General features: G+C 62.9%; 22 protein-coding genes. 14 read left to right on the forward strand and 8 right to left on the reverse strand.

The window, feature by feature from the left end:
• Positions 1-21 precede the first annotated feature (21 nt).
• The gene (locus LPA36_RS03940; protein WP_228874825.1) at positions 22-966 is read right to left on the reverse strand and encodes a UDP-2,3-diacylglucosamine diphosphatase; all 945 of its coding nucleotides are present in this window, start codon (positions 964-966) and stop codon (positions 22-24) included.
• A 261-nt stretch (positions 967-1,227) separates the two neighbouring features.
• Here LPA36_RS03940 and LPA36_RS03945 point away from each other — a divergent pair, with 261 nt between their 5' ends.
• From LPA36_RS03945 to LPA36_RS03960, 4 genes are all read left to right on the forward strand, one after another.
• The gene (locus LPA36_RS03945; RefSeq protein ID WP_228874826.1) at positions 1,228-2,292 is read left to right on the forward strand and encodes a LacI family DNA-binding transcriptional regulator; all 1,065 of its coding nucleotides are present in this window, start codon (positions 1,228-1,230) and stop codon (positions 2,290-2,292) included.
• A 104-nt stretch (positions 2,293-2,396) separates the two neighbouring features.
• The gene (locus LPA36_RS03950) at positions 2,397-3,353 is read left to right on the forward strand and encodes a substrate-binding domain-containing protein (protein WP_228874827.1); all 957 of its coding nucleotides are present in this window, start codon (positions 2,397-2,399) and stop codon (positions 3,351-3,353) included.
• 90 nt (positions 3,354-3,443) lie between these two features.
• Positions 3,444-5,027, forward strand: coding sequence for a sugar ABC transporter ATP-binding protein (locus LPA36_RS03955; RefSeq protein ID WP_228874828.1), 1,584 nt, complete (start codon positions 3,444-3,446; stop codon positions 5,025-5,027).
• 20 nt (positions 5,028-5,047) lie between these two features.
• Complete coding sequence (locus tag LPA36_RS03960; protein WP_228874829.1) at positions 5,048-6,391, forward strand: ABC transporter permease; 1,344 nt, start codon at positions 5,048-5,050, stop codon at positions 6,389-6,391.
• 31 nt (positions 6,392-6,422) lie between these two features.
• Here LPA36_RS03960 and LPA36_RS03965 read toward each other — a convergent pair whose 3' ends face one another.
• Genes LPA36_RS03965 through LPA36_RS03980 form a run of 4 tightly spaced genes read right to left on the reverse strand, consistent with a single transcriptional unit; the run spans position 6,423 to position 8,735 of the window.
• Positions 6,423-6,944 carry an RDD family protein gene (locus LPA36_RS03965; RefSeq protein ID WP_228874830.1) on the reverse strand — a complete coding sequence of 174 codons (522 nt, stop codon included), beginning with the start codon at positions 6,942-6,944 and terminating at the stop codon, positions 6,423-6,425.
• 25 nt (positions 6,945-6,969) lie between these two features.
• Complete coding sequence (locus LPA36_RS03970; protein WP_228874831.1) at positions 6,970-7,713, reverse strand: DUF3106 domain-containing protein; 744 nt, start codon at positions 7,711-7,713, stop codon at positions 6,970-6,972.
• 15 nt (positions 7,714-7,728) lie between these two features.
• The gene (locus LPA36_RS03975; RefSeq protein ID WP_228874832.1) at positions 7,729-8,175 is read right to left on the reverse strand and encodes a DUF3619 family protein; all 447 of its coding nucleotides are present in this window, start codon (positions 8,173-8,175) and stop codon (positions 7,729-7,731) included.
• Complete coding sequence (locus LPA36_RS03980; protein ID WP_228874833.1) at positions 8,172-8,735, reverse strand: RNA polymerase sigma factor; 564 nt, start codon at positions 8,733-8,735, stop codon at positions 8,172-8,174. The genes LPA36_RS03975 and LPA36_RS03980 overlap by 4 nt, the downstream gene beginning before the upstream one ends.
• 345 nt (positions 8,736-9,080) lie before the next feature.
• Here LPA36_RS03980 and LPA36_RS03985 point away from each other — a divergent pair, with 345 nt between their 5' ends.
• The 5 genes from LPA36_RS03985 to pssA all read left to right on the forward strand — a co-directional run bounded on the left by LPA36_RS03985 (position 9,081) and on the right by pssA (position 14,237).
• Entirely contained in the window at positions 9,081-10,844 is a 1,764-nt protein-coding gene (locus LPA36_RS03985) for an acetolactate synthase 3 catalytic subunit (protein ID WP_228874834.1), read from the forward strand.
• A gap of 115 nt (positions 10,845-10,959) precedes the next feature.
• The gene (gene ilvN, locus LPA36_RS03990; protein WP_137954521.1) at positions 10,960-11,451 is read left to right on the forward strand and encodes an acetolactate synthase small subunit; all 492 of its coding nucleotides are present in this window, start codon (positions 10,960-10,962) and stop codon (positions 11,449-11,451) included.
• Positions 11,452-11,485: 34 nt separating this feature from the next.
• Positions 11,486-12,571: a ketol-acid reductoisomerase gene (ilvC, locus tag LPA36_RS03995; RefSeq protein ID WP_267478600.1), complete on the forward strand. Its 1,086-nt coding sequence runs from the start codon at positions 11,486-11,488 to the stop codon at positions 12,569-12,571.
• A gap of 140 nt (positions 12,572-12,711) precedes the next feature.
• Positions 12,712-13,350 (forward strand): phosphatidylserine decarboxylase, encoded by a 639-nt coding sequence (locus tag LPA36_RS04000; protein ID WP_228874835.1) that lies wholly within the window; start codon positions 12,712-12,714, stop codon positions 13,348-13,350.
• Between the two features lie 20 nt (positions 13,351-13,370).
• On the forward strand, positions 13,371-14,237 hold the full coding sequence (pssA, locus tag LPA36_RS04005; protein WP_228874836.1) for a CDP-diacylglycerol--serine O-phosphatidyltransferase: 867 nt from the start codon (positions 13,371-13,373) through the stop codon (positions 14,235-14,237).
• Here the strand turns inward: pssA and LPA36_RS04010 are convergent.
• Positions 14,231-14,395 (reverse strand): hypothetical protein, encoded by a 165-nt coding sequence (locus LPA36_RS04010; RefSeq protein ID WP_228874837.1) that lies wholly within the window; start codon positions 14,393-14,395, stop codon positions 14,231-14,233. The genes pssA and LPA36_RS04010 overlap by 7 nt on opposite strands.
• Positions 14,396-14,555: 160 nt before the next feature.
• Here LPA36_RS04010 and LPA36_RS04015 point away from each other — a divergent pair, with 160 nt between their 5' ends.
• Complete coding sequence (locus LPA36_RS04015) at positions 14,556-16,100, forward strand: 2-isopropylmalate synthase (RefSeq protein ID WP_228874838.1); 1,545 nt, start codon at positions 14,556-14,558, stop codon at positions 16,098-16,100.
• A gap of 121 nt (positions 16,101-16,221) precedes the next feature.
• Here LPA36_RS04015 and LPA36_RS04020 read toward each other — a convergent pair whose 3' ends face one another.
• Entirely contained in the window at positions 16,222-16,833 is a 612-nt protein-coding gene (locus LPA36_RS04020; protein WP_228874839.1) for a carbonic anhydrase, read from the reverse strand.
• Between the two features lie 86 nt (positions 16,834-16,919).
• Positions 16,920-17,489 (reverse strand): hypothetical protein, encoded by a 570-nt coding sequence (locus tag LPA36_RS04025; RefSeq protein ID WP_228874840.1) that lies wholly within the window; start codon positions 17,487-17,489, stop codon positions 16,920-16,922.
• Positions 17,490-17,731: 242 nt separating this feature from the next.
• Here LPA36_RS04025 and LPA36_RS04030 point away from each other — a divergent pair, with 242 nt between their 5' ends.
• The 4 genes from LPA36_RS04030 (at position 17,732) to LPA36_RS04045 (ending at position 23,007) form a co-directional block, all read left to right on the forward strand.
• Complete coding sequence (locus tag LPA36_RS04030) at positions 17,732-18,949, forward strand: branched-chain amino acid ABC transporter substrate-binding protein (protein ID WP_228874889.1); 1,218 nt, start codon at positions 17,732-17,734, stop codon at positions 18,947-18,949.
• Between the two features lie 195 nt (positions 18,950-19,144).
• Complete coding sequence (gene rpsO / locus LPA36_RS04035; protein WP_025496081.1) at positions 19,145-19,417, forward strand: 30S ribosomal protein S15; 273 nt, start codon at positions 19,145-19,147, stop codon at positions 19,415-19,417.
• A gap of 301 nt (positions 19,418-19,718) precedes the next feature.
• Positions 19,719-21,860, forward strand: coding sequence for a polyribonucleotide nucleotidyltransferase (gene pnp, locus LPA36_RS04040; protein ID WP_228874841.1), 2,142 nt, complete (start codon positions 19,719-19,721; stop codon positions 21,858-21,860).
• Between the two features lie 130 nt (positions 21,861-21,990).
• Positions 21,991-23,007 carry an NAD(P)H-quinone oxidoreductase gene (locus LPA36_RS04045; RefSeq protein ID WP_228874842.1) on the forward strand — a complete coding sequence of 339 codons (1,017 nt, stop codon included), beginning with the start codon at positions 21,991-21,993 and terminating at the stop codon, positions 23,005-23,007.
• Positions 23,008-23,027 lie beyond the last annotated feature (20 nt).

Raw genomic sequence — 23,027 nt, forward strand, 5'->3', positions numbered from 1 at the left:
CAGGTTTAAACGTGATGCGGTTCAGGCGGCGGTGGCCCGCGCCTTGTGCGTGCTTGCCTCCGGCGAGCGCATGACGGTCCAGTAGATCACCTTGAGTTCGCCCTCGAGGGTTTCGACGAGCGCCGACAGACTCTCGACCCAGTCGCCGTCGTTGCAATACAGCACACCGTCGATGTCGCGGATCTCGGCCTTGTGGATGTGCCCGCAGACAACGCCGTCGCAGCCGCGGCGGCGCGCTTCGTCGGTCATCACACGCTCGAACGACGAGATGAAGTTCACCGCGTTTTTCACCTGATGCTTCAGGTATTGCGAGAGCGACCAGTACTGGAAGCCGAGCCGGCTGCGGATACGGTTGAACCAGCGGTTCAGCAGCAGGATCAGCGTGTAGAGCGAGTCGCCAAGATAGGCGAGCCATTTCGCGTGCTGGATCACGCCGTCGAACAGGTCGCCGTGCGTGATCCACAGGCGTTTGCCGGCGAGCGTCGTGTGAAACGCTTCGCCGCGAACGTGGATGTCGCCAAACGCGAGATCGCAGAACTGCCGCGCGCCTTCGTCGTGATTGCCGGGCACGTAGACGACCTGTGTGCCTTTTCTCGCCTTGCGCAGGATCTTCTGCACGACGTCGTTGTGCGCCTGCGGCCAGTACCAGCCTTTCTTCAACTGCCAGCCGTCGATGATGTCGCCGACGAGGTACAGGTATTCCGATTCGTTATGCCGCAGAAAATCCAGCAGGTACGGCGCCTGACACCCGCTCGAACCCAGATGGATATCCGAGAGCCAGATCGTGCGGTAGCGATGCTGCGCGTCGTGGTCGTCGTCGTGATGACCTGTGCCGGGCACCGGCATCGAGGATGGATGGGACAGCGGAAGGGCGTTGCCTGGAAGGGCGCCCGGTCCGAAAGCGACGGGGTCGACGCCGGGGCCGGTCTGGCGGAAGAGGGAAGTCGCGGACGTCTGGTTGTCCATGGCTCACGCGTCGGGTTGCGGTACGTGCATTCGGCCATCGGCGTGTGTCGGTGCCGTGACAGTCACGAGAAGTTCTTATTACGGCGACACGGATTCATGCCTGTGCAACCCCGATGACGCGCGCAGCGCTTCCGTTGTGCATTGCGGCGAGAAAACGCCGCGTCGGGAAAGCCCCAGGTGGGCTTGCCTTGCAGTCATGTAATCGATTGCATATCCTCTGAAACGTTTCAATTCCCGTTGGTCCACCGGGTCACGAAATCCATGCGCGAGGTCAACAGGGTGCTTCCCACGCTGCGCGACGTTGCCAATGCCGCCGAGGTGTCGGTCGGTACGGCATCGAAGGTGCTGTCCGGTGTGCCCGGGGTTTCCGAGGCGCGGGCACAGCGCGTATGGGACGCCGCCCGCCAGCTTGGCTATCGCCGCAACGGCATCGCAGCGGACCTGCGGCGCGGCCGGCCGAGTTCGATCGGCTTCGTGCTGCCGGACCTCACGAACCAGTTCTTCGTCGATATCGCACGTGCGCTCGAAAACCACGCGCTCGAACACGGCTACCAGCTGATCATGGCGCACGCCGACGAAGATCCGGCGCGCGAAATGGAACGCATCCGCTTTGTGATGTCGCGCCAGGTGGCGGGCATGATCATCATTCCGTGCCGGGGCTATGAGCATGCGATCAAGGAAGCGCGCGAGTGCAACGTGCCGCTCGTGATGGCCGATCGCGTCGACGAAACGTTTCCCGCGAACACCGTCACGACCGACAGCCACGGCGCGTCGCTCGACGGCACCGCACATCTCGTCGCGCTGGGTCACAGACGCATCGCGTTTCTCGTCAACACGCTCGATCTCGTGAATTCGAGGGAACGCGCGGACGGCTATATCGACGCGATGCGCCGCGCGGGGCTCGACAGTTTCGTTCAGGTCGTCGAATGCGGTATGACGGCCGCTGAAATCCATGCGTCGACGCTCGACGTGCTGAGCGCCGCCGTGCGTCCCACGGCGCTCTTCGCGGCGGGCAACGTGACGACGCTCGGCGCGTTGCGGGCGGTTCGGGATGCGAATCTGCGCCTGCCGGAGGACATCTCACTGCTTTCGTTCGATGACGCGCCGTGGATGTCGGTGTTGCGCCCCTATCTGAGTTCGATCCGCCAGCCCGTCGAAGCGATCGGGCACGCGATCTGGCAATTGATGCTGAAGCTCCTGAACGGGGAGCGGGGCGAGCCCGCGCATCTGACTTTCAAGGCAGAGCTGCTGGTGCGCGAGAGCACGGCACGCCTGCCTGACGAAGTGCCCGCGCTGCAGCGCGGGCAGGCCGCAATCACACGCTGAAACCGCGTGGAACGTTTCAGTTTTCATGCAGCAAAAGGACTAGCCGCAACAGAGAAAGGCATACAACCGCGCATCACGGAATGCGCAAATAAAGGAGACAGTCGATGAACCGCAACCGTCGCTTGATTACTGGTGCACTTGTCACGGCCCCGTTTGCCGGACTCGTGATGAAGGCTGGATACGTCCAGGCCCAAGGCAAGAAATATCGCTTCGGGTTCTCGCAGGTGACCACGGTCGAACCGTGGCGCGTCCAGTTCAACAAGGACATGAAGGCCGAAGCCGCGAAGCATCCGAACGTCGACCTCGTGATCGCCGACGCCAACGATCGCACCGACAAGCAGAACGCCGACATGGAAAACTTCATCGCGCAGAAGATGGACGTGATCTTCATCTCGCCGAAGGAGTCGGCGGGGCTCACGGGCGTGGTCGAAAAAGCGTACAAGGCGGGCATTCCCGTGTTCGTGCTCGACCGGACCGTGAACGGCGATGCGTACACGCAGTTTGTCGGCGGCGACAACACGCTGATCGGCAAGGGCATCGGCGAATTCATCGTCAAGACGACGGGCGGCCCGGGCGCGGCGAAAGGCAATATCGTCGAAGTGTGGGGCGGTTTTGGCGCGCAGGCTTCGCACGACCGGCACGACGGTGCAATGGAATTCGTCGGCAAGGAAAAAGGGCTCAAGATCGTCGGCCAGCGCGTGGACTGCGACTGGAAGCAGGACAAGGCGTACGACTACATGAAGACCGTGTTGCGCGTGAATCCGCAGGTCGACGTGGTGTTCGCGCACAACGATCCGATGGCGTACGGCGCGTATCTCGCCGCGAAGGACGCGGGCGTCGAGAAGAAGATCAAGTTCGTCGGCGCGGACGGTTTGCCGAACGAAGGCGCTGTGTGGGTCGAAAAGGGCATTCTGACGGCGACGTTCGTGTACCCGACGCCGGGCGCGGAAGGCCTGCGTCAGGCGCTCAAGATGCTGGGCGGAGAAAAGATCCCGAAGAAGGTCATCCTTCCGACACAGGGCATTTTCGCGGAGAACGCGAAGCAGTTTGTCGGCACCTGATGAAGGCACGGGCCGTGCGCGCCGTGCCTTGCCACGGCGCGCACGCTTCGCAACGCTGACCTGACTGAACCGACCAGGCGAACGGCTTTCATGACGCAACACGCAGCAGCCAGTCACACCGCGCGCGAAGCGCAACACGCCGCGCCGCCGCTTTCATACGACGGCGCGGCGGCGCCGCTTGTGGCGGCATCGCGAATTTCGATCGCGTTCAGCGGCAGCGCGGCGCTCACCGACGTCGACTTCGATATCGCGGCGGGCGAGGTCCACGCACTCGTCGGCGAAAACGGTGCGGGCAAGTCGAGCCTCATGAAGATCCTCGGCGGCCTGTACTTGCCGGATGCCGGGACGATCGCTGTCGCGGGCGCGCCCGTCGCATTCAGAACCAGCGCCGACGCGATGGACGCCGGCATCGCGATCATTCACCAGGAACTGAATCTCGTCGACAGTCTTTCGGTGGTCGACAACCTTTTTCTCGGCAAGGAAATCACAACGCGCTTCGGCTTTCCCAACCACGCCGCGATGCGTGCGAAGGCGCGTGAAGTGCTCGCACAACTCGGCTTCAGACCGTCGCCGGATGCGCTCGTCGGGCCGTTGCGCATCGGCGAAAAGCAGCTGATCGAAATCGCGAAGGCGCTGCTCGCCGACGCGCGCGTGCTGATCATGGACGAGCCGACGTCCGCGCTCTCCGACACCGAAACGCAGGCGCTGTCCGTTCTCGTGCGCGAACTGCGCGAGCGCGGCATGGGCATCGTCCTGATCAGCCACCGCCTGCAGGAAGTCTTCGACCTCGCCGATCGCGTCACCGTGCTGCGCGACGGCCGGCATATCGCGACGCTGCCGATCGGTCGCGTCGAATCCGCCGAACAGCTCGTCTCGATGATGATCGGCAAGAACTTCGTCGCACCGCATCGCGAAGCGGGCGAACTGCAGAGCGCCGCCGATACGATGATTGCGGTGCGCGATCTGACGCTGCGCGGCGAACATCGTCCGGTTGTCGATCATGTGTCGTTCGCGGTGCGCCATGGCGAGGTGTTCGGTCTTTCAGGGCTGCTCGGCGCGGGCAAGACGGAGATTCTGGAAACCCTCTTCGGTGTGTCAGCGTATCGCGTGGAAGGCACCATCGAAATCGGCCCTTCGCGACGCGCATTCGCGACGCCCGCGGCCGCGGTCGATGCCGGCGTCGCGTTCGTCACCGAAGACCGCAAGAAAGATGGCCTCCTGCCCGAGCATTCGGTGGAAGCGAACTTCGTGCTGCCGAGCCTTGCGCGCGTCGAGGGCTTTCCGTTCTACAGGCGCCGCGCGATTGCGCGGCGCGTGACGGCGCAGGCGAAGTCGTCGAACGTGAAATGTGGCGCCGTCACGCAGACGGTCACGACGCTCTCGGGCGGCAACCAGCAGAAGCTCATCATCGGCAAGTGGCTGATGACGCAACCTGACATCCTGCTGCTCGACGAGCCCACGCGCGGTGTCGACGTAGCGGCCAAATCCGAAATCTACAGCCAGATCCTGCAGGCGGCGCGCGCCGGCCTGACGGTCGTCGTCGCGAGCTCGGAGATCGACGAGCTGATGCTGATGTGCGACCGCATTCTGGTGCTGTGTGAAGGGCGTGCGGCCGGCGTGCTGGAGCGTGAAGCGTTTTCCGCCGAACAGCTCGTGAAGCTGGCCTCGCCCTGATCGATCCGGAGACAGAGAACATGCTGAAAGCGAACGAACCGGCCCACAAGCCGACCCATCAGCCGGCCCTCGATGCGTTGCCCGACTCCCGGCAACAACGCCTGCGCGCGTGGCTCACGAACGTCAAATACTACCTGGGGCTGATCGTGCTGATCGCGCTGGGTGCGTTGACCTCGCCGCATGCCGCGGACGGCAGCAACATCTTTCTGTCGGCGGCGAATTTCTCGGACGTATTCCGCCAGGTCGCGAACGTCGGCGTGATGTCGGTTGGCATGACGCTGGTGATCATTACCGCCGGGATCGACCTGTCGGTCGGCTCGGTGATGGGATTCGGCAGCGTGCTGACCGCAATCCTGCTGACGACGCCAGGCTCGAACACCGCGTCGTGGACGGCGCTCGGGCTGGACGCAGTGAGCATCTTCATCATTGTCTGCGGTGCCGGCGGATTGCTGGCGCGACGTACGCGTGTGAAAGGGGCGGGCGTTCACGTGCAGCATAACGGCCTGCGTGTGGCCGTTGCGCTCGTGTGTGCGCTGCTCGCGTGTGCGTACGCGTGGCATCAACTGCCGGTGAAGGTATCGCTGTGGACGGTCCTGTGGATGGTGCCGCTCGCGGGCCTCGCCATCGGCGCGTTGAATGGCTGGATCATCACGCGCGGACGGATGCAGCCGTTCATCGTCACGCTGGCCGCGATGGTGGGCGTGATGGGTGTGGCGCGCCTCGTGGCGGGACAGGACACGGCCGTTTATTCGATCTACAGTGGCAGCAACGCGACGACTGACATCGAGATCCTGCGCGCGCTGCTGTTCGGCGTGGTGCCGGTGCCCGCGCTCTTTTTCATCGTGATCGCGTTGCTTGCCGACTTCGTGCTGAACCGGACCGTGTTCGGCAAATACCTCTATGCGATTGGCGGCAACGAGAAATGCGCGCGCATTTCCGGCCTCAGGGTCGATCGCAACAAGATTGCCGCGTATGCGATCTCCGGGATGCTGTCGGCGCTCGTCGGCGTGCTGTATGCGGCGCAATACCGGCAGGGCAAGGCGGACGCGGGCGTCGGCTGGGAACTCGACGCGATCGCGGCGGTGGTAATCGGCGGCACCAGCCTGATGGGTGGTGTGGGACGTATCGCCGGGACGGTTGCCGGCGTGCTGATCTTCGGCTTTCTCGGCAACATCCTGCTGCTCAACAACATCGACAGCAACACGCAGCTCGTGATGAAAGGGCTGATCATCGTGGTCGCGGTGTTTCTGCAGCAGACGCGTATGAATCCGCAAACGATGCTCGCGCGACTCAGCGGCCGCAAGAACGCGATCACGACGCCAGCGCAGCGGCCGGCGTCAGAAGGCGGGACGGAGAAGCGTTGATACGCTATCCGGGGCGCGCGGATGCGCGCACCTAACGCGTGATTTCGACGATCCGCGTGCCGGCGAGCCGGTCGTGCAGGAACTGGCGGCTCGCGCCGAAACGACCGGTGGCGGCCCACAGCACGAACCAGATGGCCGCGATAACGAGCGTCTGCGGCACGGCGAGACCCAGCAGCGGATGCAGCGCGAGTGGCGGCAGGAACCACAGCCACGCGAGCATGTAGCGCACGATCGCGCGCAGTGGCGACACAGGGGCACCGTCGGCGCCGACGAGGCGCAGGCGCCAGGTTTTCATCGGCAGCGTCTGGCCGCCGTGCGTCCAGAACCAGACGAAATAGACACCGACGACAAAGCCCACCCAGGCGGCAAGCACGTTGTGGTGCGTGAGGCCGTTACGTTGCTGCGTCAGCGTGCTGAACAGGTAGGCCGCGATAAACACAATGCCAAACAGGATCACGCCTTCGTAGAGCATCGTCGCGAGGCGACGGCGCACGGTCGGCGCGGGCGTCGGACGATCGGGAGTCAGGTCGGCGGTAGTAGTCGGGCTGGACACGGATCGTCGGTCGTTCGGAGAAGGTTCAGGAGCCGTTGAAGATCGACGGCGCTTCGGCGGGCGAAACCGGCGTCGGCGTCGCGGGGACGAAGCTGCCGGCGGGCGTCGTGCCCGGCGGCAGTGCGGCGGGCGCGGGCAACGAAGCGCCCGTAGCCGATGCCGCAGCGGCGCCGCTCGCACCGCGCCCGTTCACGAGCCGGTCGATGTCCCTGACTTCGGATTTGCCGCTCGGCGGCGCGCTGACCACGGTCGGGCGGCGCTTGTGCTCGCTCGCCGCCAGCCGCTGCTTCTGTTCTTCAGGCAATTGCTGATAGGTCTTCCAGGCGTTTTGACGCGCCTCGCGCGGCAATTCTTTCGACGCCTGGTAGTTTTCCCGCGCGACACGCCGTTGCTCTGCCGTCATGCGGGTCCATTCGGTCATCTGCTCGTGGAGTCTTTTTTGTGCTTCAGGCGACATCTTCGCGTAACGCGATGCGATCTTGATCCATTTGCGTTTGCGTGCATCGCTGAACGTGTCCCACTGGGTCGCGAACGGCGCGAGCGCGACGTGCTCCGCCCCGGTGAGATGGGACCATGAAAGCGGATTTTGACTGGCCATTCCCGGCAGATCGACGCCCAGTGAAGGCGCCGACGAGGAAGCCGGCGCGCCGGCGACGGGTGCGCCAGCGGGAGCGGGTTTGGGATTGAAACGTGGCCAGGTTGCGGCGAATGAAACCAGGGCCGCGATCACGCATCCGGAGACAACGGCAAGGCCGCGCTTGTAACTCACCCGAACAGCCTCCGTTCAGCGCGCGCGCGACAGATACGCGTTGAACCCGTGATCGAGGTACGCGGTGAGCGGCAGGTCGTCGCTCAGCATGGCGGCATCGATATCGGCGAGTTCGGCGGTGCGCTGCTGGTCTTCCCAGTACGCAATCGCCACGAGGCTCACGACCAGCGCGGCGAGTGGCCATGCGAGCGCGAAACGGCGCAACGCAAAGCGGCGCGGCTTGCTGGCAGTGTTGAGTTCAGGCGACGCAGCGCCAACTCCCATGCCGGCAGCAGCGCCGGCGAAAGCGGGCGCGAACGCCGGTACCACGGCCGGTTCGGGCTTCTTTCGGGCGAGCGCGGCCTGGCGCGCCGCGGCGAGCCGGTCGACGGTGGCAGGCGGGAGAGCGGCAGTATTTTCGTCGAGCGCACGACGCAGCTGCCGCGCAAACTCGAGTTCTTTCGTATCGGGAGCGGAGCTCATAGCGTGATTCCTTTGGCCTTGAGCGCGTGCGCCAGCGTGTGGGTGGCTCGCGAGCAGTGCGTTTTCACACTGCCTTCCGAGCAGCCCATGGCAGCGGCAGTCTCAGCGACATCCATGTCTTCCCAGTAACGCATGAGAAAGGCCTCCCGTTGACGTGCAGGTAATTTCTGGATTTCTTCGTCTATCAGCTGCAGAACCTGTTCGCGCTCGAGGCGCTGTTCGCCGCTCTCCGCTCCAGCCGATCCTTGCTGGGCTTCGAACGTTTCCAGCGGGTCGAAATCGTCGTCATCGGCGCCGCCGAGCGACGAGAACAGGCTGACCCACGTATTCCGCACTTTTTGCCGGCGGAAGTAGTCGTGCATCGTATTCTGGAGAATACGCTGAAATAAAAGCGGGAGTTCGGCCGAAGGACGGTCACCGTATTTTTCGGCGAGCTTGATCATCGCGTCCTGCACGATGTCGAGCGCGGCGTCATCATCCCGCACGGCGTAGACCGTCTGCTTGAATGCGCGCCTCTCGACGCCCGCCAGAAAATCGGCGAGTTCCTTGTCTGATGCCATCCGTTTGGGGTCGGCGCAGCGAGCGTGCGCGTAATCGGTCGAAAAATGTCGTAAAGCCCGCGGATGCTAACAAACTTTTGCCTCCGCCGGGGAAAAGAGGGCTGCGACCGGTCACGGTAAAACGTGCCTGCGCGCCCGCGGATCATGCCGCACCGCGGAAATATCTGCTTGACCAATATCGCGACAGCAGATATCGTCGACGGTTCGCAACATAAGTGACTTGTCTCATTTGAGGTGTGGCCCAAGAAGCTCACCTGTCAAACTGGACGCGCCGCTTGAACCCGAGCCACAAGCCCGGCAGAGAGCACCCGATCAATTTTTTGCCGAAAATTCGAAAGGTGAACAATGAATATGCCCAGCGCGGAATTCTCCACGTCGGATACGACTCCCCATCACGAAGCTGACTCTATCGGCGCCACCGTGCTCATGAAGGCACTGGCCGACGAAGACGTCGAATTCATCTGGGGCTATCCCGGCGGCTCGGTACTCTACATCTACGACGAGCTTTACAAGCAGGACAAGTTCCAGCACGTCCTCGTGCGCCACGAGCAGGCCGCGGTTCACGCCGCTGATGCCTACGCACGCTCGACCGGCAAGGTCGGCGTCTGCCTCGTGACCTCGGGTCCTGGCGTCACCAATGCGGTGACGGGCATCGCCACGGCCTACATGGATTCGATCCCGATGGTCGTGATCAGCGGACAGGTTCCGACTGCCGCGATCGGCCAGGATGCGTTCCAGGAGTGCGACACGGTCGGCATCACGCGCCCCTGCGTGAAGCACAACTTCCTCGTGAAGGACGTGCGCGAGCTCGCCGCAACCGTCAAGAAAGCGTTCTATATCGCCCGTACGGGCCGGCCCGGCCCGGTGCTGATCGACATTCCGAAAGACGTGTCGAAGATGCCCTGCCAGTACGAGCCGCTCAAGTCGATTTCACTGCGCTCGTATAACCCGGTAACGAAGGGCCACTCCGGCCAGATCCGCAAGGCGGTTGCCCTGCTGCTGTCCGCGAAGCGTCCGTATATCTACACCGGCGGCGGCATCATCCTCGCGGATGCGTCGCGCGAGCTGAACCAGTTTGCCGATCTGCTCGGTTACCCGATCACGAATACGCTGATGGGTCTGGGCGGCTACCGCGCGAGCGACAAAAAGTTCCTCGGCATGCTCGGCATGCACGGCACGTACGAAGCCAACATGGCGATGCAGCACTGCGACGTGCTGATCGCGATCGGCGCGCGTTTCGACGACCGTGTGATCGGCGACCCGGCGCACTTCGCGTCGCGCCCGCGCAAGATCATCCATATCGACATCGATCCTTCTTCCATCTCCAAGCGCGTCAAGGTCGACATTCCGATCGTGGGCGACGTGAAGGAGGTGCTGAAGGAACTGATCGAACAGCTGCAGACGGCCGAACATGGCCCCGACACCGCGGCGCTCGCCGACTGGTGGAAGGACATCGAAGGCTGGCGTTCGAAAGACTGCCTGAAGTTCGACCGCAAGAGTGACATCATCAAGCCGCAGTATGTGGTGGAAAAGGCGTGGGAACTGACCGACGGCAATGCCTTCGTGTGTTCCGACGTCGGCCAGCACCAGATGTGGGCGGCGCAGTTCTATCGCTTCAACAAGCCGCGCCGCTGGATCAATTCCGGTGGCCTCGGCACGATGGGCTTCGGCCTGCCGGCGGCGATGGGCGTGAAGATGGCGCACCCGGACGACGACGTGCTCTGCATCACGGGCGAAGGCTCGATCCAGATGTGCATTCAGGAGCTGTCCACCTGCAAGCAGTACGACACGCCGGTGAAGATCATTTCGCTCAACAACCGCTATCTGGGCATGGTGCGCCAGTGGCAGCAGATCGAATACAGCAAGCGCTATTCGCATTCGTACATGGATGCGCTGCCTGATTTCGTGAAGCTCGCTGAAGCGTACGGGCACGTCGGTATCCGCGTCGAAAAAACCGCGGATGTCGAGCCGGCGCTGAAGGAAGCATTGCGCCTGAAAGATCGTACGGTGTTTCTCGATTTCCAGACCGATCCGACCGAAAACGTCTGGCCGATGGTTCAGGCCGGCAAGGGCATCACGGAGATGCTCATGGGTTCGGAAGATCTATAACGACCGTTTCTGATGCCGGCTTCGTCGTGTGCGCCTTCACAAAAGGCGAAAGCGGACGAAGCGGCGCGAACCGGCCCGCATACATCGATATATCGACATCTGGAAGAAGCGAAACATGAGACACATTATTTCAGTCCTGCTGGAAAACGAACCGGGCGCGCTGTCGCGCGTGGTCGGTCTTTTCTCGGCACGCGGCTACAACATTGAAACCTTGACGGTGGCCCCGACCGAAGACCATTCGCTGTCGCGCCTGACCATCGTTTCCATTGGCTCGGACGACGTGATCGAACAGATCACGAAGCATCTGAACCGCCTGATCGAGGTGGTAAAAGTGGTCGACCTTACCGAGGGCGCCCACATCGAGCGTGAGCTGATGTTGATCAAGGTAAGGGCGGTCGGCAAGGAGCGTGAGGAGATGAAACGGATGTCGGATATTTTCCGCGGCCGCATCATCGACGTCACCGAAAAGACCTATACGATCGAACTGACGGGCGCGAGCGACAAGCTCGACGCCTTCATCGAAGGGCTCGACGCTACCGCGATTCTCGAAACGGTCCGCACGGGCAGCTCGGGGATCGGGCGCGGCGAACGCATTCTGAAGGTGTGACGCCGTTTGCATCGATCACGGCCGGATGCGCTTCATGCAAACCCGGCCAGCAGTACACAACACGCAGTACCTGAATCTCTCTGAATATCGCCAAGGAACGAACATGAAAGTTTTCTACGACAAGGACGCCGACCTCTCCCTCATCAAAGGCAAGCAGGTCACCATCATCGGTTACGGCTCGCAAGGCCATGCACACGCGCTGAACCTGAGCGAAAGCGGCGTGAACGTGACGGTGGGTCTGCGCAAGGGTGGCGCATCGTGGAGCAAGGCTGAAAACGCCGGCCTGAAGGTCAAGGAAGTGGCTGAAGCCGTGAAGGGCGCGGACGTCGTCATGATGCTGCTGCCGGACGAGCAGATCGCCGAAGTGTATGCAAAGGAAGTGCACGCGAACGCGAAGCAGGGCGCAGCCCTCGCATTCGCGCACGGCTTCAACGTGCATTACGGCCAGGTGATCCCGCGTGCGGATCTGGACGTCATCATGATCGCGCCGAAGGCGCCGGGCCACACGGTTCGCGGTACGTACTCGCAAGGTGGCGGCGTGCCCCACCTGATCGCCGTTGCGCAAGACAAGTCGGGCGCGGCACGTGACATCGCTTTGTCGTACGCAGCGGCGAACGGCGGCGGCCGTGCCGGCATCATCGAAACGAACTTCCGCGAAGAAACCGAAACCGACCTGTTCGGCGAACAGGCCGTGCTGTGCGGCGGTACGGTCGACCTGATCAAGGCCGGCTTCGAAACGCTGGTGGAAGCGGGCTACGCGCCGGAAATGGCGTACTTCGAGTGCCTGCATGAACTGAAGCTGATCGTCGACCTGATCTACGAAGGCGGCATCGCGAACATGAACTACTCGATCTCGAACAACGCCGAATACGGCGAGTACGTGACGGGTCCGAAGATCGTGACGGCTGAAACGAAGAAGGCGATGAAGCAGGTTCTCACCGATATTCAAACGGGCGAGTACGCAAAGAGCTTCATCATCGAAAACCGCGCTGGCGCGCCGACGCTGCAATCGCGTCGCCGTCTGACGGCTGAACACCAGATCGAAACGGTCGGTGCGAAGCTGCGCTCGATGATGCCGTGGATCGCTGCGAACAAGCTCGTCGACCAGTCGAAGAACTAGGCCAGCGCTGCATTCGTCCGGTTTGTGCGTTCGCAGCAATCGCGAACGCATGGCCTGATGTTCCCAAAAGCCGTCCAGGTGTGATGAACCCTGGGCGGCTTTTGCTATCCTACGGTTTTACAAAAATACAGAAGCCACTCATGAATTACCCTCATCCGATCATCGCGCGCGAAGGCTGGCCGTTCATCGCCATCGCGGCCGTCGTTGCGTTGTTGATCCATGCCATCGCGGGGTTCGGCTTTGCATGGCCGTTCTGGCTGATCCTGATTTTCATCGTTCAGTTCTTCCGCGACCCGGCTCGCCCGATTCCCTCGCAGGCCAACGCCGTGCTGTGTCCCGCCGACGGCCGCATCGTCGCCGTCGAAACGGCGCATGATCCGTATGCCAACCGCGAAGCGCTGAAGATCAGCGTGTTCATGAATGTGTTCAACGTCCACTCGCAACGCTCGCCGGTGGATGGCGCAATCTCGAAGGTCGAATATTTTCCGGGTGCTTACCTGAACGCCGCAGTCGATAAAGCTTCGCTCGAAAACGAGCGCAATGCGCTGGTGATCGAAACGGCAAGCGGGCAGACGGTCACGTCGGTGCAGATCGCGGGGCTCATCGCACGTCGGATTCTTTGTTACGTGCGTGCGGGCGAACCGCTCACGCGCGGCCAGCGCTATGGCTTCATCCGTTTCGGTTCGCGTGTCGATGTGTATCTGCCGGTAGGCAGCCGTCCGCGCGTCTCGATTGGCGAGAAGGTCTCTGCCTCGTCGACGATCCTCGCTGAACTATAACGCGGCACAAGGAGGTTTCGATGGCCGCATTCAAACCGCGTCGACCCCGCAGCGCCGGCCCGCAGCCGCGGCCTTTCCGGCGCAACAAGCCGATGCAGGAGCCGGCTGTCGTCGACAGCCGCCGCGCCGCGCGCCAGCAGTTCCTGCGCAAACGCGGCATCTATCTGTTGCCGAACGCCTTCACGACCGCTGCGCTCTTCTGCGGCTTCTTCGCCGTCGTGCAGGCGATGAACGTGCGCTTCGAAGTCGCGGCGATTGCGATTTTCGTGGCGATGGTGCTCGATGGCATGGACGGCCGCGTCGCGCGCATGACGCATACGCAGAGCGCGTTCGGCGAGCAGTTCGACAGCCTTTCGGACATGGTGTCGTTCGGCGTCGCGCCGGCGCTCGTGATGTACGAATGGATCCTGAAGGACCTCGGCCGCTGGGGCTGGCTTGCCGCGTTCGTGTACTGCTCGGGCGCGGCGCTGCGGCTCGCGCGCTTCAATACGAACATCGGCGTGGTCGACAAGCGCTTCTTCCAGGGTATGCCGAGTCCGGCAGCCGCGGCGCTGATCGCGGGCTTCGTGTGGCTCGCCACCGATAACCGCGTGCCGCTGAAGCTCGTCTGGCTGCCGTGGGTCGCGTTCGTGCTGACGATCTATGCGGGCGTGACGATGGTATCGAACGCGCCGTTCTACAGCGGCAAGGCGCTCGACGTGCGGCACCGGGTGCCGTTCGGCGTGATCCTGCTGGTGGTGATGGCGTTCGTGCTGGTGTCGTCCGATCCGCCGCTGATGCTGTTTGGCCTGTTCGTGCTGTACGGTCTGTCGGGCTATGTGTTCTGGGGCTATCAGGCACTTCGGGGCAGGGCAAATCCGGCCCGTTCGTCACAGCGCGATCACTGAAACCTGCCTGCGCGGCGGGAAAGCGGCACAAAAGCGGCGGCCTTCGGGCTGCCGTTTTTCGTTCCGGGTGCCGGGTGCGCCGCTAATTGCACGATTTCCGGATTGCCGCTATAGTCGCTGACATGGTTATTTTCCCGTTCCCCTTCCTGTCTCTTCAAGCCGGTGCGCGTCTATGCGCACTAGCGCTAGCGCGCCTGCCGCGCTGATCGTTTTCGCCCTCCGTCTGCCTCGTCTGTTGTTTAGCGTCGCCAGCGGTGGCGCAAACGCCCGAATTCCGTATCTTCATCCCCACATTTGATTGAGTCCCGGAGACCCGACATGGCAGACAAGCTGATCATATTCGACACAACCTTGCGCGACGGCGAGCAGTCGCCCGGTGCGTCGATGACCAAGGAAGAAAAAATCCGTATCGCGAAGCAGCTCGAACGGATGAAAGTGGACGTCATCGAAGCCGGCTTCGCTGCCAGCTCGAACGGCGATTTCGATTCGATCCACACGATCGCGGGCATGATCAAGGACAGCACGATCTGCTCGCTCGCCCGTGCGAACGACAAGGACATCCAGCGTGCCGCGGATGCGTTGAAGCCCGCCAGCCGCTTCCGCATTCACACGTTCATCGCGACGTCGGCGCTGCACATGGAAAAGAAGCTGCGCATGACGCCGGAACAGGTATTCGAGCAGGCGAAGCTCGCCGTGCGTTTCGCACGCAAGTTTACGGACGACGTCGAGTTCTCGCCGGAAGACGGCAGCCGCACGGATATGGACTTCCTGTGCCGCGTGCTCGAAGCGGTGATCGCCGAAGGCGCAACCACGATCAATATCGCCGACACCGTCGGCTACGGCGTGCCGGAACTGTACGGCAAGCTCGTGAAGGACCTGCGCGAACGCATTCCGAACTCGCACAAGGCGGTGTTCTCGGTGCACTGTCACAACGACCTCGGCATGGCCGTGGCGAACTCGCTGGCCGGCGTGCAGATCGGCGGCGCGCGTCAGGTCGAGTGCACGATCAACGGTCTCGGCGAGCGCGCGGGCAATACGTCGCTCGAAGAAATCGTGATGGCCGTAAAGACCCGCAAGGATTACTTCGGCCTCGATCTCGGCATCGATACGACGCAGATCGTGCCGGCGTCGAAGCTCGTGTCGCAGATCACCGGTTTTGTCGTGCAGCCGAACAAGGCGGTGGTGGGCGCAAATGCGTTTGCGCACGCGTCCGGCATTCACCAGGACGGCGTGCTGAAAGCGCGCGACACCTACGAAATAATGCGCGCCGAAGATGTGGGCTGGAGCGCGAACAAGATCGTGCTCGGCAAGCTGTCGGGCCGTAACGCGTTCAAGCAGCGTCTGCAGGAACTCGGCATTGCGCTCGAAAGCGAAGGCGAACTGAACACGGCGTTCGCGCGCTTCAAGGAACTGGCCGACCGCAAGTCGGAAATCTTCGACGAAGACATTATCGCGATCGTCACCGAGGAATCCGCCGAAGCGCAGGACAAGGAGCATTACAAGTTCGTTTCGCTGTCGCAGCACTCGGAAACGGGCGAGCAGCCGCACGCGAAGATCGTGTTTTCGATGGAAGGCAAGGAAGTGACCGGCGAAGCGCGCGGTAATGGTCCAGTCGACGCCACGCTGAACGCGATCGAAACCGAAGTGGGTAGCGGCTCGGAGTTGCTGCTTTACTCGGTGAACGCGATCACGACGGGCACGCAGGCGCAGGGCGAAGTGACCGTGCGTCTGTCGAAAGGCGGACGCATCGTGAACGGCGTCGGTACCGATCCGGATATCGTCGCGGCTTCCGCGAAGGCGTACATTTCGGCGCTCAACAAGCTGTACTCGAACGTCGACAAGCTGAATCCGCAGCGTTCGTAACGTCAATCATCGCGGCGCGCCGATCGCGCGCCCGCGTGGACGTCCAGACGAAACCCCGTGCTCCACAAGAGCACGGGGTTTTCCGTTTCTGGTGCAGCGTTCTTTACGCGTGCGGGGCGGTTTATTTGCGTGAGGGTGCGTCGTCCGCATAACCGGAAGCGACGACCTTGATGCGCCCGTCGTCGAGCGAGAAGATCCAGCCATGCACGAGCGGCGCCGGCTGGCTGTCGCGCACGATGGCGGTGTTACGTAGCCGCTGAACCTGTTCCAGCACGTTCAGCTCGGCAAGCCGGTTGATACGCGCATCGTCGGTTGGATGAGCGCCCAGTTCGTCGCGATGCGTGTGGGCGAGCGCGCACAGCGGCGCGATGCGCCGGTTGACGTGCGGCAGTTCCGGCAACGGCGGCAGCAGCGCGGCCCGCACGCCGCCGCAACCATAGTGACCGCAGACGATCACGTGCCCGACCTTCAGCACGCGCACCGCGTATTCGAGCACGCTCGAGCAGTTGTCGTCATCGGGTGGAAAGAGATTCGCGATGTTGCGATGGACGAACAGATCGCCGGGCTGGCAATGCGTGATGGTTTCGGCAGGTACGCGGCTATCCGAACAGCCAATCCACAGGACCTGGGGGCTTTGTCCCTGCGACAGCTCCTTGAAGAACTGCGGGTCGCGCGTAATGGTTTCCTCGGCCCATTCGACATTGGCGGCAAGCATCTGTCTGGGAAGATTCATCGGGGGCGGCTCCGGGCGGGCAGACGAAAAACAGAAAAGCCGCCTCAGGGCGAGGCGGCCTGTACGTGCATGTTACCGGGACAAAATCAGAACGCGCTGCGGCGATCCGGATCGTGCAGCGGGTCCGGGCTTTTCTGCGTGCTCTGCAGGACGCCGTGATCGTCAAAGAGAAAGTTGAACATCAAGTACCAGACGTTGTCCTCGAGGTACCGGTACGTCCAGACTTCGCGCTTCATCAGCGGGAAATACGACGTCTCGACCGGACGGCCGAAGTTGACGAGCACGTCGTCGCGCGTCCACTTGCCGATTTCGGCGCGATAGAACTCGTTGGGTTGCAGCACCTGACGCACGGACAGGACCTTGCCGCTGGCGTCGACGTCCGCAGCGGTGGTGGTTTCGCCCATCGGCTGGGTTGGCCACATCAGGCGCCGGCTGCCGTTCGGCAGGTCGTAGGTTTCCCGCGGCGGCCCGAGGCGGGTGATCAGTGTCGACTGGTCTTCGCCCGGCTGGACCTGCTGCCACGGTTGCGCGCAGCCTGCGAGCATCACGGCGCCGAAGCACGCGCAGGCGAGCGCCGTGCGCCGCAGTCGGCCCGCGCGCGCGGGCTGCGGCGGCGTCGCGGCCGGGAGAGGTGCGGTGGGGAGTCGGTCAGGCATGAATTCCTCCGGTGGCATTCTGGTGGCCTCGTGTTACGTTTTTTGTCAGGGAGCCACGGTATTTTGACACGCGGCGCGGCAAAAGATTTGTTCGCGCCGCGGGTTGGTGCGCGAGGCGCATGCGACCGGCGCGCTTGCCCGGCGACGTGCGCGCCTCTATGATCCGCGCTTCGAATGAATCAACCGCGGCAGGAGTAACGATGGTGGCGAACTGGATGCGAACGGCGCTCTTCGCGCTCGCGATGGTGTCGGTGACGCATGCGCACGCGGGCGGCGAGCCCGTGCGTCTTGCGCTGATCGAGGGCATGTCCGGACCATTTGCCAACGCGGGCGCGGCGGTGGAGCGGAATCTGCGGCTTGGCGTGGAGCGTGTGAACGTGGCGGGCGGCGTGAAACTGGCGGATGGCGCGCATCTGCTCGAACTCGTCGTGCTCGACAGCAAGGGCAGCGCCGAAGAGGCGCTCGTGCAACTGCGCGCGGCCGCCGACCAGCATATCGGCTACATCCTTCAGGGCAACAGTTCGGCGATCGCCGCCGCGCTGCTGGGTGCGATCGAAAAGCAGAACGCCCGTGAACCGGACAACCGCGAACTGCTGCTCAACTATTCCGCCGACGACCCCGCGCTCACCAATGCGAACTGCAGCTTCTGGCACTTCCGGTTCGACGCGCACGCCGGCATGCGCATGGATGCGCTTGCGGACGTGATCCAGCGCGACCGTTCCGTGAAGAAAGTCTGGCTGCTGAACCAGGATTACAGCTTTGGCCACGACGTCAGCACGCTCGCACGCGAGGCGCTGAAGGCGAAACGGCCGGACATTGCCATCGTCGGTGACGAATTTCACCCGATCGGCCGGGTGAAGGATTTCGCGCCTTACATCGCGAAAATCCGCGCGAGCGGCGCGGACGCGGTCGTGACGGGCAACTGGGGCAACGACCTGACGCTACTCGTCAAGGCGGCGCGCGAGCAGGGGCTCGACACGAAGTTCTATACGTTCTACGGCAACAGTCTTGGCGCGCCGGCGGCGCTGGGCGACGCGGGCGTCGGCCGGGTCGTGGCCGTCGCCGACTGGCATCCGAACGCGGGCGGGCCGGCTTCGGACGCTTGGTACAAGGCGTTCCGCGCCCGTTTCCCGGCTGCCGGCGACGACTATCCGGTGCTGCGCATGGAAGTATTGATCGAGATGGTGGCTTCCGCGATGAACAGCGCGGCAAGCGCCCAGCCGGAAGCCGTCGCGAAGGCGCTGGAAGGCCGGAAGTTCGACAACGGTTTTCACGCGTCGTGGATGCGCGCGGAGGATCACCAGTTCATCCAGCCCCTTTATGTGATGGAAATGGACAAGGCCGGCACGCCGGGCGTCCGTTTCGACAACGAAGGCTCGGGTTACGGTTTTCGCACGGTGCTGGCGCTGCCGGCCGAACGCACGGTGCCTTCCACGGTGTGCCACATGAAGCGGCCGTAAGCGCCCTGAGGGCTCCCAAACGCGTGTCCATGCGCGTCAGGAAGCCCGGCGCCGCTTGCCGCGGACGCCGGTGCAAGGGACTGTAAGCGGAGGGTTCGCGGCCGGTTTGGGCTGTGCTACAATACGCCGCTCGTTGTAACCCCACGGCACGGCCTTTCTTCCGTGACCGCCTGTTCAGTAATCAAGGAAATCGATATGTCCGCAGTTGAAACAAGCAAGAAGTCCGACGTCGTCGCGCAATTCGCGCGCGCAGCAAACGACACCGGCTCCCCCGAAGTTCAGGTCGCGCTGCTCACGACCCGTATCAACGAACTGACCGTTCACTTCAAGGCGCACACGAAGGATCACCACAGCCGCCGCGGTCTGCTGCGCATGGTGAGCCGCCGTCGCAAGCTGCTCGACTACCTGAAGGGTAAGGATGCTGACCGTTACCGCGCGCTGATCGAGAAGCTGGGTCTGCGTAAGTAATCGGGTTGGTCTCTCAGCAAGATGCCTGTGTCAGTCAACTGATACAGGCATTTTGTTTTTGAACGATGCGCTTCATGTGAAGTGCATCGAAGCGTCATCCGCGGTGCGCATGGAAGATCATGCGGCGGGTGACCAGAATACGGCCGGGCCTCAGGGCAGAGTTTTGTGTCATTCCAGCGGTTCGCGCGAGAAAAGCGTGGTTCTCTGGAATGGCATAACACTTCTCTTCCCGTGTGGCACCGGTTCTGGCGTTGCCGCGCCGCTGCCCGTCCGCGCGGCATAACGAAGAAATGGAGTGACTATGTTCAACAAGATCGTCAAAGAATTCAAATGGGGACAACATAACGTTCGCCTCGAGACGGGCGAAATCGCCCGCCAGGCAAGCGGTGCGGTGCTCGTCGATGTCGAAGACACCGTTGTGCTGGCCACCGTTGTCGGTGCAAAGACAGCCAAGCCGGGCCAGGATTTCTTCCCGCTGACCGTCGATTACCTCGAAAAGACCTACGCTGCCGGCAAGATCCCGGGTGGCTTCTTCCGTCGCGAAGGCCGTCCGTCGGAAGGCGAAACGCTGATTTCGCGCCTGATCGACCGACCGCTCCGCCCGCTGTTCCCGGAAGGCTTCTACAACGAAGTCCAGGTCGTGATCCACGTTCTGTCGCTGAACCCGGATGTTCCCGCTGACATTCCCGCGCTGATCGGCGCGTCGGCGGCGCTCGCTGTTTCCGGTCTGCCGTTCAACGGCCCGGTCGGCGCAGCACGCGTGGCGTACATCAACAACGAATATGTGTTGAACCCGACGCGTCCGCAAATGAAGGAATCGGCACTCGACCTGATCGTCGCCGGTACGGAGCGCGCAGTGCTGATGGTGGAATCGGAAGCGCAGCAACTGAGCGAAGAAGTAATGCTCGGCGGCGTGGTGTTCGGCCATGAGCAGATGCAGATCGCAATCGACGCGATCCATGAACTCGTCCGCGAAGGTGGCAAGCCGGAATGGGACTGGAAGCCTGCGGCAAAGAACGAACCGCTGATCGCGCGCGTGACGGAACTGGCGCAAGCCGACCTGCTCGCCGCTTACCAGATTCGTGACAAGCAGGCCCGTTCGGCCAAGCTGAAGGAAGTCTACGCAGCCACGTCGGCAAAGCTGGAAGAAGACGCTGCCGGTGCCGGCACGGTTGCGGCCGACAAGGCAACGGTCGGCAACGTGCTGTTCGACATCGAAGCGAAGATCGTCCGTACGCAGATCCTGAACGGCGAGCCGCGTATCGACGGCCGCGACACGCGCACGGTGCGCCCGATCGAAATCCGTACCGGCGTGCTGCCGCGTACGCACGGTTCGGCACTCTTCACGCGTGGCGAAACGCAGGCGCTGGTGGTCGCAACGCTCGGCACGAAGGGCGACGAGCAGAACATCGACGCGCTCGAAGGCGAGTACCGCGAACGCTTCATGCTCCACTACAACATGCCTCCGTTCGCGACCGGCGAAACGGGTCGCGTCGGTTCGCCGAAGCGCCGCGAAATCGGTCACGGCCGTCTCGCGAAGCGCGCGCTCGCCGCGTGCCTGCCGAGCGCCGAAGAATTCGGCTACTCGATTCGCGTCGTGTCGGAAATCACGGAATCGAACGGTTCGTCATCGATGGCTTCGGTGTGCGGCGGCTGCCTCGCGCTGATGGACGCCGGCGTGCCGATGAAGGCGCACGTCGCCGGCATCGCGATGGGCCTGATCCTCGAAGGCAACAAGTTTGCCGTCCTGACCGACATCCTCGGCGACGAAGATCACCTCGGCGACATGGACTTCAAGGTGGCGGGTACGGAACATGGCGTGACCGCGCTGCAGATGGACATCAAGATCCAGGGCATCACGAAGGAAATCATGCAGGTCGCCCTCGCGCAGGCGAAGGAAGGCCGTATGCATATCCTCGGCAAGATGACCTCGGCTGTTTCGGGTGCGAACACGGAACTGTCGGAATTCGCGCCGCGCATGATCACCATCAAGATCAATCCGGAAAAAATCCGCGACGTGATCGGCAAGGGTGGTTCGGTGATCCGCGCGCTGACCGAAGAAACGGGCACGACGATCGACATTTCGGACGACGGCGTCGTGACCATCGCAAGCACGAGCAGCGAAGGCATGGCCGAAGCGAAGAAGCGCATCGAAAACATCACGCTGGAAGTCGAAGTCGGTCAGGTCTATGACGGCACGGTTCTGAAGCTGCTGGATTTCGGTGCGATCGTGAACATTCTGCCGGGCAAGGACGGTCTGCTGCACATCTCCGAGATCGCTAACGAGCGCATCAAGGACATCAACGACTACCTGAAGGACGGTCAGCACGTGAAGGTCAAGGTCATTCAGACGGACGAGAAGGGTCGTGTGCGTCTGTCGGCCAAGGCGCTGCTGAACGAAGCGCCGGCTGGCGCGCCGCAGGGCGAGCCGACGCCGCAGTAACGCGTTAGCAGGATGACGGCCGGTAGCGTAAATGCGCGCCGGCCGTTTTTCATGGAGGATGGATTGCACTGCCAGCCATACGGCACCGCCCCGGCTGTCAGTGCAATCCACACCTTTGGAGGTGATGCAGATGAAAGCTGTCGAGATTACGGAATTCGGCGCGCCTGATGTCCTGAAGCTGGCCGAACGGCCCATGCCGGAACCGAAAGCGGGCGAAGTGCTGATCAAGGTGGCGGCGTCGGGTATCAACCGTCCGGACGTATTCCAGCGCAAGGGCGCGTATGCGCCGCCGCAAGGCGCGTCTGACCTGCCGGGGCTGGAAGTGGCGGGCGAGATCGTCGGCGGCTCGATCGATGCGAAGCACAATCCGTTCGGCCTGAAAGTGGGCGATCGTGTGTGCGCGCTGCTCGCGGGCGGCGGCTATGCGGAGTACGCCACGGCGCCGCTCGCGCAGTGTCTGCCGGTTCCGAAGGGATTGACGGACATCGAGGCCGCATCGCTGCCGGAAACGTTCTTCACGGTGTGGAGCAATGTGTTCGATCGCGCGAAGCTGGGCGCGGGCGAGGGCGGCGCGAACGAAACGTTCATGGTGCAGGGCGGTTCGAGCGGTATTGGCGTGACGGCGATCCAGATTGCGCATGCGCTGGGTTTTCGCGTTTTCGCGACGGCCGGCTCCGACGACAAGTGTCGTGCGTGCGAGGACCTGGGCGCCGAGCGGGCGATCAACTACAAGACTGAGGATTTCGTCGAAGTCGTGAAGTCGCTCACGAACGATCGCGGCGTCGACGTCATTCTCGACATGGTGGCGGGCAGCTACGTTTCGCGTGAGCTGACGGCGCTCGCCAATGGCGGGCGTCTCGTGCTGATCGCGCTGCTTGGCGGCGCGAAGGCGGAAGTGAACCTGAACGACATCCTGCGGCGACGTCTGACGATTACCGGCTCGACGTTGCGCCCGCAACCCGTCGAGTTCAAGGCGAAGATCGCGGCGAACCTGAAAGAGCACGTGTGGCCGCATATCGAAGCGGGTCGCATCAAGCCGGTTGTGCATCGTGTGTTTCCGGCCTCGCAGGCCGCCGACGCACATGCGCTGATGGAAAGCAGTACGCACGTCGGCAAGATCGTACTGAATTGGGGCACGGACGTTTAATTCGGCTGGTTTGACCCGAT

The organism is Paraburkholderia saeva (assembly GCF_907164555.1).
GTDB classification, from domain to species: Bacteria; Pseudomonadota; Gammaproteobacteria; order Burkholderiales; family Burkholderiaceae; genus Paraburkholderia; species Paraburkholderia saeva.

Excerpts from the sequence above, each read along its gene's own strand:
- LPA36_RS03940 (WP_228874825.1), bottom strand. The coding sequence starts at position 966 with ATGGACAACCAGACGTCCGCGACTTCCCTCTTCCGCCAGACCGGCCCC.
- LPA36_RS03945 (WP_228874826.1), top strand. The coding sequence starts at position 1,228 with ATGCGCGAGGTCAACAGGGTGCTTCCCACGCTGCGCGACGTTGCCAAT.
- LPA36_RS03950 (WP_228874827.1), top strand. The coding sequence starts at position 2,397 with ATGAACCGCAACCGTCGCTTGATTACTGGTGCACTTGTCACGGCCCCG.
- LPA36_RS03955 (WP_228874828.1), top strand. The coding sequence starts at position 3,444 with ATGACGCAACACGCAGCAGCCAGTCACACCGCGCGCGAAGCGCAACAC.
- LPA36_RS03960 (WP_228874829.1), top strand. The coding sequence starts at position 5,048 with ATGCTGAAAGCGAACGAACCGGCCCACAAGCCGACCCATCAGCCGGCC.
- LPA36_RS03975 (WP_228874832.1), bottom strand. The coding sequence starts at position 8,175 with ATGAGCTCCGCTCCCGATACGAAAGAACTCGAGTTTGCGCGGCAGCTG.
- LPA36_RS03980 (WP_228874833.1), bottom strand. The coding sequence starts at position 8,735 with ATGGCATCAGACAAGGAACTCGCCGATTTTCTGGCGGGCGTCGAGAGG.
- LPA36_RS03985 (WP_228874834.1), top strand. The coding sequence starts at position 9,081 with ATGAATATGCCCAGCGCGGAATTCTCCACGTCGGATACGACTCCCCAT.
- ilvN (WP_137954521.1), top strand. The coding sequence starts at position 10,960 with ATGAGACACATTATTTCAGTCCTGCTGGAAAACGAACCGGGCGCGCTG.
- ilvC (WP_267478600.1), top strand. The coding sequence starts at position 11,486 with ATGCAAACCCGGCCAGCAGTACACAACACGCAGTACCTGAATCTCTCT.
- LPA36_RS04000 (WP_228874835.1), top strand. The coding sequence starts at position 12,712 with ATGAATTACCCTCATCCGATCATCGCGCGCGAAGGCTGGCCGTTCATC.
- pssA (WP_228874836.1), top strand. The coding sequence starts at position 13,371 with ATGGCCGCATTCAAACCGCGTCGACCCCGCAGCGCCGGCCCGCAGCCG.
- LPA36_RS04015 (WP_228874838.1), top strand. The coding sequence starts at position 14,556 with ATGGCAGACAAGCTGATCATATTCGACACAACCTTGCGCGACGGCGAG.
- LPA36_RS04020 (WP_228874839.1), bottom strand. The coding sequence starts at position 16,833 with ATGAATCTTCCCAGACAGATGCTTGCCGCCAATGTCGAATGGGCCGAG.
- LPA36_RS04025 (WP_228874840.1), bottom strand. The coding sequence starts at position 17,489 with ATGCCTGACCGACTCCCCACCGCACCTCTCCCGGCCGCGACGCCGCCG.
- LPA36_RS04030 (WP_228874889.1), top strand. The coding sequence starts at position 17,732 with ATGGTGTCGGTGACGCATGCGCACGCGGGCGGCGAGCCCGTGCGTCTT.
- rpsO (WP_025496081.1), top strand. The coding sequence starts at position 19,145 with ATGTCCGCAGTTGAAACAAGCAAGAAGTCCGACGTCGTCGCGCAATTC.
- pnp (WP_228874841.1), top strand. The coding sequence starts at position 19,719 with ATGTTCAACAAGATCGTCAAAGAATTCAAATGGGGACAACATAACGTT.
- LPA36_RS04045 (WP_228874842.1), top strand. The coding sequence starts at position 21,991 with ATGAAAGCTGTCGAGATTACGGAATTCGGCGCGCCTGATGTCCTGAAG.